Origin of the sequence: Marinobacter sp. Arc7-DN-1, from assembly GCF_003441595.1 — a bacterium.
Lineage (GTDB): Bacteria > Pseudomonadota > Gammaproteobacteria > Pseudomonadales > Oleiphilaceae > Marinobacter > Marinobacter metalliresistant.
Genome location: NZ_CP031848.1, coordinates 1,427,517 through 1,442,185, shown reverse-complemented (window position 1 = coordinate 1,442,185; position 14,669 = coordinate 1,427,517). Strand labels below are relative to the sequence as shown.

General features: G+C 59.7%; 13 protein-coding genes. 7 read left to right on the top strand and 6 right to left on the bottom strand.

Annotated elements, in window-relative coordinates:
* Positions 1-53 precede the first annotated feature (53 nt).
* From D0851_RS06720 to D0851_RS06705, 4 genes are all read left to right on the top strand, one after another.
* Complete coding sequence (locus D0851_RS06720) at positions 54-1,031, top strand: Bug family tripartite tricarboxylate transporter substrate binding protein (protein ID WP_117617941.1); 978 nt, start codon at positions 54-56, stop codon at positions 1,029-1,031.
* Positions 1,028-1,474, top strand: coding sequence for a tripartite tricarboxylate transporter TctB family protein (locus D0851_RS06715; protein WP_117617940.1), 447 nt, complete (start codon positions 1,028-1,030; stop codon positions 1,472-1,474). The genes D0851_RS06720 and D0851_RS06715 overlap by 4 nt, the downstream gene beginning before the upstream one ends.
* A complete protein-coding gene (locus tag D0851_RS06710) occupies positions 1,474-3,000 on the top strand; it encodes a tripartite tricarboxylate transporter permease (protein WP_117617939.1) in 1,527 nt (508 codons plus the stop codon). Before D0851_RS06715 ends, D0851_RS06710 begins: the two co-directional genes overlap by 1 nt.
* Before the next feature lie 185 nt (positions 3,001-3,185).
* Positions 3,186-3,857, top strand: a complete 672-nt coding sequence (locus D0851_RS06705; protein ID WP_117617938.1) for an NAD-dependent epimerase/dehydratase family protein — start codon at positions 3,186-3,188, stop codon at positions 3,855-3,857.
* Between the two features lie 77 nt (positions 3,858-3,934).
* Here D0851_RS06705 and D0851_RS06700 read toward each other — a convergent pair whose 3' ends face one another.
* The gene (locus D0851_RS06700; protein ID WP_117617937.1) at positions 3,935-5,605 is read right to left on the bottom strand and encodes a GMC family oxidoreductase; all 1,671 of its coding nucleotides are present in this window, start codon (positions 5,603-5,605) and stop codon (positions 3,935-3,937) included.
* 28 nt (positions 5,606-5,633) lie between these two features.
* Positions 5,634-7,145, bottom strand: coding sequence for a CoA-acylating methylmalonate-semialdehyde dehydrogenase (locus D0851_RS06695; RefSeq protein ID WP_117617936.1), 1,512 nt, complete (start codon positions 7,143-7,145; stop codon positions 5,634-5,636).
* 188 nt (positions 7,146-7,333) lie between these two features.
* Between D0851_RS06695 and D0851_RS06690 the strand changes: the two genes are divergently transcribed.
* Positions 7,334-8,245, top strand: coding sequence for a LysR family transcriptional regulator (locus D0851_RS06690; protein ID WP_117617935.1), 912 nt, complete (start codon positions 7,334-7,336; stop codon positions 8,243-8,245).
* A 67-nt stretch (positions 8,246-8,312) separates the two neighbouring features.
* On the opposite strand, the gene D0851_RS06685 is transcribed toward D0851_RS06690, so the two are convergent.
* Both D0851_RS06685 and D0851_RS06680 read right to left on the bottom strand, forming a co-directional pair.
* Positions 8,313-9,257: an alpha/beta fold hydrolase gene (locus D0851_RS06685; protein ID WP_117617934.1), complete on the bottom strand. Its 945-nt coding sequence runs from the start codon at positions 9,255-9,257 to the stop codon at positions 8,313-8,315.
* Between the two features lie 157 nt (positions 9,258-9,414).
* On the bottom strand, positions 9,415-10,476 hold the full coding sequence (locus D0851_RS06680) for a PA0069 family radical SAM protein (protein ID WP_117617933.1): 1,062 nt from the start codon (positions 10,474-10,476) through the stop codon (positions 9,415-9,417).
* A 96-nt stretch (positions 10,477-10,572) separates the two neighbouring features.
* On the opposite strand from D0851_RS06680, the gene D0851_RS06675 reads away from it, so the two are divergent.
* Positions 10,573-10,776, top strand: a complete 204-nt coding sequence (locus D0851_RS06675) for a group II intron maturase-specific domain-containing protein (protein WP_162893692.1) — start codon at positions 10,573-10,575, stop codon at positions 10,774-10,776.
* A gap of 419 nt (positions 10,777-11,195) precedes the next feature.
* Positions 11,196-11,495: a helix-turn-helix domain-containing protein gene (locus D0851_RS06665; protein ID WP_117617931.1), complete on the top strand. Its 300-nt coding sequence runs from the start codon at positions 11,196-11,198 to the stop codon at positions 11,493-11,495.
* A 322-nt stretch (positions 11,496-11,817) separates the two neighbouring features.
* Here D0851_RS06665 and D0851_RS06660 read toward each other — a convergent pair whose 3' ends face one another.
* Both D0851_RS06660 and D0851_RS06655 read right to left on the bottom strand, forming a co-directional pair.
* Positions 11,818-13,236 carry a hypothetical protein gene (locus D0851_RS06660; RefSeq protein WP_117617930.1) on the bottom strand — a complete coding sequence of 473 codons (1,419 nt, stop codon included), beginning with the start codon at positions 13,234-13,236 and terminating at the stop codon, positions 11,818-11,820.
* 7 nt (positions 13,237-13,243) lie between these two features.
* Positions 13,244-14,428 carry a YncE family protein gene (locus D0851_RS06655; RefSeq protein WP_117617929.1) on the bottom strand — a complete coding sequence of 395 codons (1,185 nt, stop codon included), beginning with the start codon at positions 14,426-14,428 and terminating at the stop codon, positions 13,244-13,246.
* Positions 14,429-14,669: the final 241 nt, after the last annotated feature.

Below are 14,669 nucleotides of genomic sequence, written 5' to 3'. Positions count from 1 at the left end.
AGCCAACAGGCCTGCCTCGGGAGCGAACACAACAACAAGCATGAGGTGACACAATGTTGATCAAACGTACCCTGTCTTTTGTGGCGGCGGCCGCCGTCAGTATGTCTGTCCTGGCCTGGGAACCCTCCGGAAAAGTGGAATGTCTGGCGCCTGCCGATCCCGGCGGCGGTTGGGATTTTACCTGTCGTAGCGTAGGCAATGTGATGCGGGAGCTGGGCATGGTGGATGGCTCCGTGCAGACCGTTAATATGGCCGGCGCCGGTGGTGGTGTTGCCTTTGCACACACGGTGAGCAAGCGGGCCGAGGACAACAAACTGCTGGTAGCGGCGTCCACCGCGACCACCACACGCCTGGCCCAGAAGCAGTTTCCGGGCATGAATGCCGACATGGTGACCTGGGTGGGTGCCCTGGGTGCCGATTACGGCATCATCGCCGTGGGCAAGGATTCGAAATACAAGAATCTGAATGATCTGATGGATGCCGTGGCGGATGATCCCCGATCCGTCAAGTTTGCCGGTGGCAGCGCCCGGGGTGGCTGGGATCACCTGAAAGTGCTGATCGCCGCCAAGGCAGCGGGCGCCGACGACCTGCCGCGTATTCCCTACCTGTCGTACAACAATGGTGGCGAGGCCATGACCCAGGTGGTCGGCGGCCAGGTGGATGCCTTTACCGGCGATATCTCGGAAGCCACCGGTTTCATGGAATCCGGTGACCTGCGGGTTCTCGCTGTCCTGTCCGAAGAGCGCCTGCCCGGCAAGTTTGGTGATATTCCCACGGCCAAAGAGCAGGGTATTGAAGCCCTCGGTCCGAACTGGCGTGGCTTCTACATGCCCAAAGGCGCCGATCAAGCGGCCAAGGAGTACTGGGTTAACGCCGTGGACACTCTGTACGCCAGCGAGCAATGGAAAAAAGTCATGAAGAGCAATGGCCTGATTCCCTTTCATCCGCCCGCTGATCAGTTCGATGAATTTGTCCGTAACCAGGTTCAGGACATCGAAAAGCTGTCCCGCGAAATCGGATTACTGAAATGACCAGCTTTGGTGATCGCATTCTCGGTCTGGGCCTTCTGGTCCTCGCCGTTGTCTATGGCTGGGCTGCCCAACAGTGGCCCGAGCCATTCGGCGGCGCTGAGGGCGTGGGACCGGAAACCTTCCCCACCATTCTCTCGGTGGTGCTGGTGGCTGGCAGCCTGTATCTGATGATCAGGCCGGATCCGGACGCTCAGTGGCCGGTCGGTAAATCTGCCCTGGAGCTGTCGATTTCACTGGTGGTATTGGTGGTTTACACCCTGCTGCTGGAACCCCTGGGGTTTGTGATTTCCACGACCCTGGCCGTGGGCACCCTCAGCTGGCGCATGGGTGGTGCGCCCCTCAAGGCGTTTATGACCGGTCTGGTCAGCGCGGTGGTGGTGTTTGTGCTGTTTAATTTCGGCCTGTCCCTGAGCCTGCCCGGTGGCTTGCTGGAGGTGAACTGATGGAAACCCTGAGCTTTCTGATGGAGGGGTTTGCAGTCGCGCTGACACCGTATAACCTGATGTTTGCGCTGTTCGGTGCCTTTGTGGGTACCCTGATCGGCTGTTTGCCCGGCCTCGGCCCGGCCAACGGTGTGGCCATCCTGATTCCGCTGGCCTTCACCCTGGGTTTGCCCCCGGAAACCGCGATGATCCTGCTGACCTCGGTCTATGCCGGCGCGATGTACGGCGGGCGAATCTCATCAATCCTGCTGAATATACCGGGCGATGAGCCTGCCATGATGACCTGTCTCGACGGCTACCCCATGGCTCAGCAAGGCCGGGCGGCGGATGCCCTGGCCATCTCCGCCGTGGCGTCGTTCACCGGTGGCCTGATCGGCACGATCGGTCTGATCATGCTGGCGCCGATTCTGGCGAAATTTGCCCTGACCTTCGGCCCGGCGGAGTACTTTGCCCTGTTCATGCTGGCGTTCGCCACCCTGGGCGGCATTACCGGCAAGAACCCCATGAAAACGGTGATTGCGGCGACCCTGGGGATCATGGTTTCCACGGTTGGCATTGATATCTCCACCGGCACCCAGCGATACACCTTCGATATTCTGGAGCTGTATGAGGGTATCGACTTCATCCTTGCCATTGTTGGCCTGTTTGCGATTTCCGAACTGCTGTTTTTCGTAGAGTCGCGCATGGGAGGCGGTCGCAAAAAGATGACTGTGGGCAAGATAACCCTGAGCTTCAGGGAACTGGTCAGCACCATTCCGACCCAGCTGCGGGGTGGCGTTCTGGGCTTTATTGCGGGTGTGCTTCCCGGCGCCGGTGCGTCTCTGGGGAGCTTTATCAGCTACACCCTGGAAAAGCAGGTGCTGGGCAAGAAGGGCACGTTTGGCGAAGGTGATATCCGGGGCGTGGCGGCTCCGGAGGCCGGCAACAACGGCGCGTCTTCCGGTGCCCTGGTGCCGATGCTGACCCTGGGTGTGCCGGGCAGCGGAACCACCGCCGTGCTGCTGGCGATGCTGATCTCCCTCAACATCACCCCGGGCCCCCTGATGTTCACCCAGAATGCCGACATTGTCTGGGGCGTGATCGCGGCGCTGCTGATCGGGAACGTGCTGTTGCTGGTGTTGAACATCCCGCTGGTGGGCCTCTTTGTCCGGCTGCTTTCGATACCACCCATGTACCTGTTGCCTATCGTGACCATGGTAGCCTTCGTGGGGGTTTACTCCATCAGCCACAGTACCTTTGATCTGTACTTCATGGTGGCCTTCGGTGTTGCCGGGTACTTCCTGCGCAAGCTCGAGATCCCGCTGGTACCAGTCATCCTGGGCCTGCTCTTAGGACCGGAGATGGAAAAGAACCTGGGCCACGCCCTGGTGCTGTCCGACGGGGACTGGAGTGTGCTGTGGTCCAGCCCGCTGTCCATCGGGCTATGGCTGGTGGCCGGCCTCGGTCTGGTGCTGCCAGTGCTGGTTGGTCCGATTCTCCGTCGCCGCATGCACGCGGCCATGAAGGAAAGCCCTGTCAGCGACTGACGCGGTTTAAATACTCCCTCTGACGACCTGTGGTCAGTCTTTGCACCGGGCCTTGCCCGGTGCTTTTTTATAGGCCCAGGTGGGAAGATCTGCAACACTGTCGGCCAGTGATGTACATGGAATGATGAACTCGTTCCGGTGGGTTTTTGGTAGGATGGGGACAGGTTTATCCAGGGAAGAGTGTTATGAAAGTGATGTTATTGGGTGCCACCGGCCTGACCGGTGGCAAGGTGCTGGAGGGCTTGCTGGCTAAAGATGAAGTTTCACAGGTGATTGCACCGGTACGGCACAAACTGCCGACCCTCCACGAGAAACTGGAGCAGCATGAAATCGACTTTGACCAGCTAGCGGACCATGCGGATCTGTTCAGCGTTGATAGTATTGTCTGTTGTCTGGGCACAACCATCAAAAAGGCCGGCTCCCAGCAACAGTTCCGCAAGGTGGATCTCGGCTACCCCCTGAAGGCGGCGGAGCTCGGCAGGTCGCAGGGGGCGAGGGCCTTTATTCTGATGTCTGCCATCGGCGCGTCTTCTTCCTCCACGATTTTCTATAACCGGGTAAAGGGGGAGCTCGAGGATTCATTGAGGGAGCTCAGCTATCCCTATCTCTCCATCTACCACCCCAGCCTGCTGCTGGGGGATCGGCGAGAGCACCGAACGGCCGAGGCGCTGGGAATAAAGGCGATGCCATTGGTTAACCGACTGCTGATTGGGCCCCTGGACAAGTATCGGGGCATTGAGGCGAAGACGGTGGCCAGTGCCATGGTCAACGAAACCTGCAGCCTGGCTTCTGAACCGGTCGCAGAACGGGTGGTTCAGGTTCGGGAATACGGCGACATTGTCAGGCTGGCGGAATAAGTCTCCGGCCATATCGACAGCTGCCGACCCGACGTTTCCCGATTCCCGATTCCCGGGATCACCGGCTCTTGGCATTTCTATTTGCCGGCCAGGATCCAGCGGGCGGCTTTCTCCGCAATCATCAGGGTGGGGGAGTTGGTGTTGCCGCTGGTGATGGTCGGCATAACGCCGGCATCCACCACCCTCAGACCCGCCACGCCCCGGACTCGAAGATACGGATCCACCACAGCCAGCTCGTCATCGGCACGGCCCATGCGGGTGGTGCCCACCGGGTGGAAAATGGTGGTACCAATATCGCCGGCCAGTTTGGTGAGTTCGTCGTCTGTCTGGTACTGCAGGCCAGGTTTGAATTCCTCCGGCTGGTATTGCATGAAAGTGGGTTGTTCAGCGATGCGCCGCGTTACCCGCAGCGAATCCGCGGCCACTTTCCGGTCTTCCGGCGTGCTCAGGTAATTGGGGGCAATGGCCGGTGCCTGCTTCGGGTCGTTGCTGCGAATTCGCACGGTACCGCGGCTGGTTGGATTCAGGTTGCAGACGCTGGCGGTTATCGCCGGGAAATCGTGTAACGGCTGCCCGAAAGCGTCCAGGCTCAGGGGCTGGACATGGTACTCGATGTTGGCATGCCTGTGTTCCGGGGAACTGCGGGTAAACAGGCAAAGCTGTGACGGTGCCATGCTCATGGGGCCGGAGCGGGTGAGCAGGTATTCCAGGCCAATCCGGGCCTTGCCAATCAGTGAATTGGCCATGGTGTTCAGGGTGGTGACCCCTTTCACCTTGTAGACGGACCGGATCTGCAGGTGGTCCTGCAGATTATCACCCACACCGGGCAGGTCAGCCACTACATCAATCCCATGCTCGTTAAGAAGATCGGCAGGGCCGATTCCTGAGAGCTGCAACAGTTGCGGTGAGCCGATGGCGCCAGCCGAGAGAATGACTTCCCGCTGTGCCTTGGCAACGACTTCACCGTTGCCGGGCCTGTCAACACGCACGCCGGTGCAGCGGGGGCCGGTGCCGGAGGCTTCTGTTTCAAGACCAAGCACGTGCGTTGAGTGCCAGAGTGTGAGGTTGGGGCGCTTTTCCGCCTCCCTCAGAAAGGCCTTGGAGGTATTCCAGCGCCAGCCGGCTCTCTGGTTGACCTCGAAGTAGTCCACGCCTTCGTTGTCGCCCCGGTTGAAATCCCGGGTCCGGGGAATGCCGGCTTCCACGCAGGCCGTGGCGAAATCTTCCAGAACCTTCCATTTCAGGCGCTGGTGCTCCACGCGCCATTCGCCACCGTGGCCGTGGTATTTGTCGTGTTCCGGATCGGCGTCTCCGCCGTCATCCAGACGGTAATGGTCCTCGTGACGCATGAAATCCGGCAGACAGTTGTCCCAGGTCCAGGCGTCCTCGCCGGTGATCTCGGCCCATTGGTTGTAATCCCGGGCCTGGCCACGAATGTAGAGCATGCCGTTGATACTGGAACAACCTCCCAGGGTTTTGCCCCGGGGGTAGATCAGCGAACGCCCGTTAAGACCGGCGTCCGGGTCCGTGCGGAAGCACCAGTCGGTACGCGGGTTGTTGATACAGTAGAGATAGCCCACCGGAATGTGGATCCAGTGGTAGTTGTCCCGGCCACCGGCTTCGATCAGCAATACCCGGTTGGCCGGATCTGCACTAAGGCGGTTGGCGAGCAGGCAGCCGGCGGTGCCGGCACCTATCACGATGTAGTCGAACTCTTGCTGTCCCTGTGCCTTTTTGTTGTCGGACATGGCGTTTTCTCCGCAGCTCGTTCGGTCGTTATTTGGCAGTTGGCATGACAAATTCTGCACCGGCATCGATGGAATCGGACCAGCGCTGCATGATGGATTTCTGGCGTGTGTAGAACTTCACGCCTTCCTCGCCATAGGCGTGGGTGTCGCCAAACATGGAACGTTTCCAGCCACCAAAGCCGTGCCAGGCCATGGGTACCGGAATGGGTACGTTAATGCCTACCATACCTACCTGGATTCGGCGGCCGAACTCCCGGGCCACACTGCCGCTCTCTGTGAAACAGCTCACACCATTGCCGAATTCGTGGCCGTTGATCAGGCGAATGGCAGTGGCGATATCCGGTACCCGAACGCACGCCAGAACCGGTCCAAAAATCTCTTCCCGATAGATGGTCATGTCCGGCGTTACCTGATCGAACAGCGAGCCGCCCATCCAGAAGCCATCTTCACAGCCTTCTCCGGTGTTTGAGGCATCAAACTCGCGGCCATCTACCACCAGCTTGGCGCCTTCGGCCACGCCCTTGTTAATGTAGCCGGTAATGCGCTGGTGCGCAGCGGCCGTGACAATCGGGCCCATCTCGGCATCGAGTTGCTCGCCGTTTTTCACGTTCAGGGTGCGGGCCCGTTCGGCCAGCCGTGGCATGATCTTGTCCGCCACATCGCCAACCAGCATCGCGACACTAATGGCCATGCAGCGCTCGCCGGCGCTGCCGTAGGCGGCGCCGATCAGGGCATCGACGGCCTTGTTCAGGTCTGCGTCGGGCATCACCACCATGTGGTTCTTTGCGCCACCGAGGGCCTGGATACGTTTGCCGTGTTTTGCCCCTTTTTCATAGAGCAGGTTGGCAATCGGGGTGGAGCCGACAAAACTCAGGGCCTGCACATCCGGGTGCTCAATTAGCGCTTCCACCGCTTCCTTGTCGCCCTGAACCACGTTGAACACGCCATCGGGAAGGCCCGCCTGACGCAGCAGATCGGCAATCATCAGCGATGCGCTCGGGTCGAGCGGGCTGGGTTTGAGTACAAAGGTGTTACCAGCAGCGATGGCGACCGGAAACATCCACATGGGCACCATGACCGGGAAGTTGAACGGGGTGACACCAGCAACCACACCGAGGGGCTGGCGGGTGGTCCAGTTATCAATGCCGGTGCTGACCTGCTCGGTGTAATCGCCTTTCAGCAACTGGGGGATGCCACAGGCAAACTCCACAATGTCGATGCCTCGGGCCACTTCACCCTGGGCGTCGGTGAAGACCTTGCCATGTTCGGCGGTGATGGCCCAGGCCAGGTCGTCCTTGTGTCTGTTCAGAAGCTCAAGAAACTTGAACATAACCCGGGCACGCCGGATCGGCGGAGTATCCGCCCATGCCGGGAAGGCAGCATCGGCGGCGGCAACGGCTGTGTCCACATCCGCACGATTGGCGAGAGCAACCTGACCGGTCACCTGACCAGTGGCCGGATTGAACACGTCCTGAGTCTGGCTTGCGGTGCCTGGTGATATTTCGCCATTGATATAATGGAGGATGGTCGCGTTGGTCATGAATGCCTCGATTTTTTCCCGTGAATCCCTCGAATGACGCCAGTTATTGAGTCTTTCAGGGCTTTCTTTCAGTATTGGTGGATATTTGACCATACAGGCTAGAGTGGATCAGGAGCCAAAGCAATTGAGATTTCTAAAAGCCAGATATAATGTAGGCTTATATCACTTTAATGAGAATGAGGCATATTATGCACCCCCTCCAGAGCTTGCGGGCGTTCGTTACGGTAGCCCGTGAGGGCAGCGTCTCCCGTGCCGCAGCCCGTCTTCACCTGACCCAGCCGGCCGTCAGCCTGAAGCTCAAACACCTGCAGGAGGAACTGGATCTGAAGCTGTTCCTGCGCAAGCCCCAGGGGCTGGCCCTCACGCCGGATGGCCAGGCCCTGTTACCTTCTGCCGAGAAAGCGCTGGCCGCCATGGCGGCGTTCGGACAGAGCGCCCGGGCACTGCACAGTACCCTGCGGGGCCGGTTGAGCATCGGCACCATTGTGGATCCCGAATTCATTCGTCTCGGGGCGTTTCTGAACCGGCTGGTGGAACGTGCACCCCAGTTGGAGACCGAACTGCGGCAGGGGATGAGCGGCAGTGTTCTGGAGCAGGTCCGTGATGGTCGCCTGGATGTCGGGTTTTTTCTGGCCCCGCCGGGTGTCGGCCCGGGTGTGCTGGCGCCCGAAGTGACCCACCGTGAACTGACCCGGTTTCATTATTATGTCGTTGCGCCGGCAGGCTGGGGGCAGAGGATTCTGTCTGCACAGTGGCCGGATCTGGCGGCCATGCCCTGGATTGTGACGCCGGAGGACTCGGTTCACCACCGGTTACTCAAGGGAACCCTGGAACCGCTGGGCCTGGCACCCCGTGGCGTCGCCCAGGTCGACCAGGAGGCCTGCATGCTGGATCTGGTTCGGGCCGGCGTCGGCCTGAGTCTTGCCAGGGATGCGCTGGCCATGGCTGAGCGCCAGGAACAGGGGCTGGTCATCGCCGAAGGGATTCAGTTGCCCTGTGCCTTGAGCTTTATCTGGCACCGTGACCGGCAGGACGAGCCTCTGATTTCAGAAGCGCTGGAAGCTCTGGCAGGGGTCTGGAATCTGTCCGCTGCGATCTAACCGAGGGTGGCATCCAGAAGCATCATGACCGAAAAGCCGCCCAGCCAGACAACATTGATTTCAGGGGTCATGGCTCAGTTTGTAGTTCCCTGTGCTGGTTGTTCAGATAATGGTTCAGCCGTTGAAACAGGTGTTCCTGAAACCGCCCTGACAGAGGGTACAGGTGGCCTGCGTCTGGCATCAGGGTCAGGTCGGCGTCGGGCAGATTGTCTGCAAGATGACGGGCATAGTCCACAGGGATGAAAGGGTCCTGTTGACCCTGGTAGACGAGGATCGGCACCTTCACGCCCTTGAGTTTGAAGCCCCAGTCTGCCAGCTCGGTCAGCAAGTCGGTGGCGATGGCCTGGCCGCCGCTTTGCAGGCACTCCAACTGGTCGCGCCGAAAGTATTCGCCTCTCAGACAAGCGCGGAGCAGGGATCTGTCCTGTTCACTTACCAACTGCTTTGCCTCACGCATATACAGGCTGGGGTGTCGGAGGGAAATCCAGACGACCAGCCGGACGACGAGCTTCAGCAGGGCCGGGCTCAGCCGCATGAGGCCGGGGCCGGGCCATCGCGTGCCCTCAATCAGTCTGTGATGGCCGGGAAATTCGCGGAAGTGGGTGTAGCCTGAAAGGCAGACTCCGAGATCCATCCGGTCCGAGAGGGCATAGCCGCAGGCCAATGCCCGGGAGCCGCCACTGGACCAGCCTATATAGGAGAAGCGCGGCAGTTTCAGGGCGTCGATCAGCTGCCGGATATCCTCTGGATAGTTTCTGAGTGTCCGGCGCTCCCGGTAATCCGATAACCCGATCCCCGGACGGTCCGGAGTAATGATGCGGAATCCCTGGTGGCGCGCCCGCTCATGCAGGAAGTGGCCTTCCAGCCGGCAACCGGGCATGCCATGACCGAACAGTATGGGATAACCCCGGGGATCACCCAGGTCGGTGTAGGCCAGCCGCCTGCCATCCTGAAGCCGGATGTGGTGGTCGCTGTTGCCAGCAGGGACCGACGTGGGCCTTGTCGAGGTCATCAATGTATTCGCTGAGGCAATGCTGGGCGCTCAGCAGGATCCTGTCGGACGGAATATTGCCCTCCGTTGCGAACGGCAATGACTGGCAGCCACTTGGTAAGCCGTGCCGTGGTAAGGGAAAAACGACTTGGCCCATGCATCGGTGGTCTCCATTTGATTACCACAGCCCCATTTGTTCACCGCCGGGTCGGCGGAACAGATCGCTTCGCAGGGGCGCTTCCTCATGAAGATTGAGCCCCAGACGCCGTGCTTTCTTCGAGAACCGCTGGCGGATCAGGTCGGAATAGGGGCCTGTGCCCGTCATTCTGCGGCCAAATGCGGCGTCATAGTTTTTCCCGCCCCTCAGGTCCCGCATCCGGTTCATTACGTGTTCCGCCCGCTGTGGGAAGTGCCGGTGCAACCAGTCCTGGAGCAGTTCGTCCAGTTCGTGAGGTAAACGTAGCATAATCCAGCTGGCCCGGGTTGCCCCGGCCTTGGCTGCAGCCTCAAGAATTGCCTCGATCTCATGATCGTTAATGAACGGTATGACAGGCCCCAGAATAATGCCGGTCGGAACCCCCGCTTCCGAGAGTTGCCTGATTATTTTCAGCCGGGTTGCCGGAGCGGCGGTTCTGGGCTCCATTCGACGTTTCAGGTCGTTGCTCAGGGTGGTCAGGCTCACGCGCACCGAGCAGAGACCCTCGCTGGCAAGGCGGGAGAGTAAATCGAGGTCCCGCAGGATCAGGGCTCCTTTGGTGATGATTGAAACCGGATGTCGGTACTCCAGCAGCACCTCCAGTATCTGGCGGGTGATCTTCTGGTCCCGTTCAAGGGGTTGGTAGGCGTCGGTATTCATGCCCAGGGCAATGGGCGAAACCCGGTAACCGGGCCGGTCCAGCTCTTCCCGGAGCTTGCCGGCGGCGTTGGGCTTGGCGATCAGGCGGGTTTCGAAATCCAGGCCCGGAGACATGTCCCAGTACGCGTGGGTCGGCCGGGCAAAACAATAGATGCAGGCATGCTCGCACCCCCGGTAGGGGTTGATCGACTGGTCAAAGGGTACATCCGGCGACGTATTGCGGCTGATGATTGACCGGACGTTTTCATAGACCACTTCGGTCGCCAGGGTGTCCGGGTTCAGCTCATCCTCCGGATCCTGATACCAGCCATCATCACACTGGCGATCCGTGACAATGGGTTGGAAGCGATTGTGAGGATTCAGGCCGGTGGCACGAGTTTTCATAGGCATACCCGATACTGTTTAAATGTGGCTATGTTGGCTTCTTCTGCTGGCACGCCTCAACAATACTGTATATTATACTGTATAAACAGTCCTTCGATGCAGACGGTAATTGATGAGTTAGCGGTGTACCTGAGGGGCTGGAAAGGCTACTACGGTTTTGCGCAAGTGAAATCGCCGATCCAGGACCTGGAGAAATGGGTGCGGCGCAAGCTTTGCCCCGACAGTATTTCCTGTCGCTGGGGCTGCCGGACCTTGTGGATCGCTGAACAACTCAATCAACCGAACCGCCGTGGTACGTGATCCGTATGCCCGGTGGTGTGGGGGGAGCGGGGCCGTGAGGCCTCGCCCTATCCCGATTAACCCTTTTTGACTCCAATCTTGCAAAACTCCGTCAATGACGTATATTTGTTGGCATGCTTACCATTATCGAAACCCTACATTTGAAGCGGACGCCAGAAAAATCTGGACTGAGGAGGAGCGAAGCGCTTTCTTTGCTTGGCTGGCAGCCAGTCCAGAAATTGGCGACCCCATCCCAGGTAGCGGAGGGTGTAGAAAGGTTCGTTGGTCGGTAGCGGGTTCAGGGAAGCGTGGTGGGGTGCGAGTTATTTACTTCACCAAGCTGGCAAATGGTGAGATCTGGTTGTTGGTGATCTACAAAAAGGCCGTCAGGGGCAACATACCCGCTCATATCCTGAAGTCGATTCGTGAGGTATTGGAAAATGAGTAACAAGACTTTGAGTGCAGAGGAGCTTGGCAACAAGCTACTCCAGTCCGTCAAAGAAATGAAAGCGGGTAAAGCCGCACGAACCAGTCGTGTAGAACCTAATGAGGTGGCAGAAGCACGGGGTAAAACTGGTCTGACCCAGATAGAGTTTGCTGAGGTATTGCATATTTCTGCGCGTACTTTGCAGGAATGGGAGCAAGGCCGACGTAAACCCTCTGGGCCAGCAAAAGCGCTCATCGAGATTGCTTTCCGCCATCCCGAGGTCATCCGGGAAGACCTCGAACTCCGGGGTTAACAAGCGGCTGTTGTCGGACGCGCCTACGTTGCGCTCCGGCACGCCGCAAAGCCGAGCGTTGAGGCTGTTGAAAAACCGAAAATCCCATCCCGGTTTGTTAGGATCAGGCAAACAGACAAGGAGCCGTCGGAATGCCCCGCTTCAAGCACTACAACTACGATCAGGACGCTATGGTTGTGATGACCTGCACCACTCCTTTTCAAAGCCCCTGTAACCCGCGTTCGACAGTCCGGAAACCACACGATTGAACTCCTCGCAGAAAAAAAGCCGGGGCATTTCCAGTTAAACCTCGGCCGGTTGCGGAATCAAGCTTATGTTCTAATCACTTCGTGATTGGCTGTGAGAGGATCCACAGGCTCAGCACCGTCAATCCGACCATGGCAATGGTCATCGGGATCTGCGAAAGCGCCGCCCGCCGCGAGTCTTTGAAGAGCTGGAGTGCGCGCCGGTGCGCGACCAGGACGGAAAGCGCGTGCCCCGCGATCAGGGCCGTGAAGCCGATCCACCAGATCTGCCTTGCTCCGATCACGCTGATGTTGATGGACCAGTTCTGCGTACCGAAGACGTCCCACCCCAGGCCGAAAGGGTCGGAGGCGGCAGGGAAGACCAGCTGTCCGGCGATCAGGAGGTACGAGATATAGTGCGAAAGGTGATAGGCGACTGCGATAGGCAGGAGCGTACCGACGAAGGCTCGCGCGAGCTGACCGATCGTGAGCCTGGCGCCGGCCAGCATTCGCATCAGTAAGATTAACAGCAAGTAGGCGCCATAAAAGCCGGCAATGGTCGCCAAGAGCCCGATGGTGCGAATCACCTGGATCAAATCCGCGCCCTGGGCGCGCAGCCAGAGCAGCGCCGGGCGCAGAGATTGCGAGTCGCTCACGAAATCCAGCACCGCGGCCCAGACCGGAGTCTCGGACAAGCCGTCAAAGAGCACAATCCCGATGAGCCCGGTGACCAGCGCCACCTCGCCACGGATCGGCTCTGACCTGTTCAGCAATCCCTCCCCCGGTGGGCGCAAGCGCAGGGCCTTGCGGCTGACCACCGAGAGCGGCGCAACCCGGCCAAGCACCTCAAAAATGCGGCTTAGCGGATCTGCCACACGGAACCACTGTAGCCCGAAGGCTAGCCCGCCGAGGAGCGCGACCACGAGATAGGCGGTCACCAGCAGGCCCACCGCATGCGGATCTTCTGACCAGTCAGATATCAGCTCAATCCAGGCGATCGCCAGCAGCCCTGCCGGCGCCAGCAGGCCGAAAGCTGACGGTAGGTTGGCCGCACTGTCGGTCCACGGCCGTCCGGTTCCCCACACCGAGAACGCCGCAAGCCTGCGAAATGGGTCGATCTGCGGCCAGAGGCAGACCACCAGGGCCGAGAAGAGCACGAACCCGACCCACCAGATCACCCAGACCCAGACGGTCGCGAAATTGCGCACGGCCTCCTGCGGCCCGGAGAATGCCGCACCGAGCAGGACGGCCAGCCCAAGCACGCCAACAATACCCAGCGCTGTCGAAAATGCGCGGCGAACTTTGGCGGGTATCGGGATGTCCAGATGCAGAGGGCGCGCCCGCCCGACACGGAGGAAGAGCAGTGCGCCGAGAAACGAGACCGCCACCGCTATCCCCGCGGCGGCAAGATACATGCCGAGCGGCAGCGGCAGGTCGTAGCGCGCGCCGAAGGCATGGGCCTGGGCCTGGAACGGTGCGAGAACCAGCGAGGCTGCCAGCGCAGCCCCCCAGTGCATCACCTGCCTAGTGTCCGGCTAGGTGGTTCCACTCCGGCAGGAGCGTGAGCGAGTTCGGGTTGAACCCGGCATTCTTGAGGGTGTCCATCGAGGCGACCACCTCGCCGCTCTCGAGATCCACCACCGAGACCGAGCCGTCCCTCATGTCCGGCAGGTTGATGAACGAGTTCTGGACGAATCCGTACCTGAAGTCAGGCGTGAACCCAACATGGTGTGCGCCGTCGGCCGTGACGACCTGCTTCAGCAGCTTCGGCTTCGTTGGGCCTTCCGAGATGTCGAAGATATGCAGGTGACCCGGCTTCATCGCCGTCGTAACGTACATGCGATCGGGGTTCGTGTCGTCGTTGAAGTAGATTTCCAGCGGCACAGCGGCGCCATGCTCTGCGAAGTTGAAGATCGTCTCGCGAATGAAGTCCTGCGCGCCCTCATCCCAGACCAGCGCCTCGAGCGTATGCCCGAACATGTTGGTCACGATCGCCGTCGCCGGCTCGGCACCAGGCACGAAGAACACCTCGACGGGCGCGACCTTGGAGGGCGACTCGGCATCCGACATCTTGATCTTGCCGAGCGGCTTGAGGTCGGAGGCTCGCACCACCGAGATAAACTCGTCCGGGCTGGTCAGGTCCGCCGTGATGGTAGAGGTGACCAGGATGCGGTCGATAGCACTGTTGATGGCGAGACCATGCGGGTAGGTGCCCGGCAACTCAATCTCGCCTAACACTTCGTCGCTCGCTACATCGCCGACGATCACCTTGGCGGAGCCCATGCAGGTCAGATACCAGCGCTCGTTCGCTTCGTCGAGGATGACGTCCTCGGCCACGTTGCACGGTGGCGTTTCGACCGTGGAGAGACGGTAGGGGTTCGTCGTGAGATCAAGAACCTGAAGCGCAGGCTGTTGCAGGCCGGTGATGTAGGCCTTGCTCATCGTTCGGTCGTAGAAGATGTGATGCGCGACCGTCGCGGGGTCTATCGGGATATCCGAGACGATCTTACCGAAATTGGGGCTCTCTGGATCGACATCGATGATCGCCAGACCCTCGCGCCGAGTTGTGTCACCCGATAATTTTAGGCTTTTGAGCTGGTCTGCCGGTTTACTTTCGTAATTCATGACGGCCAGGATTTCCGCCGTCGCCGTGCCGATAGGGATGAACGTTGCCAAGGCAGCAAACGTCCAGTGGATTGCGGTTTTCATGGGATGCCCTCCTGACTGGGGCACGACCAACCTGAGACAACCCCAGGCAGTCTCATAGAAGGGTATAGCTCACGCTGTATGGGAAAGCAAAGCAAAGCAAAGCAGTAACTATTCAGCTCATTCTCAGAAAAAAGTTCTTGACAGGGTTTTTGCCCGGTTTTGCAGAACTTCACCCACACTCGCCCCATTGCCGTAACATCGCGCTCAACCCCCCTGTTCTTCCTTCATTGCGGTCTTGAGC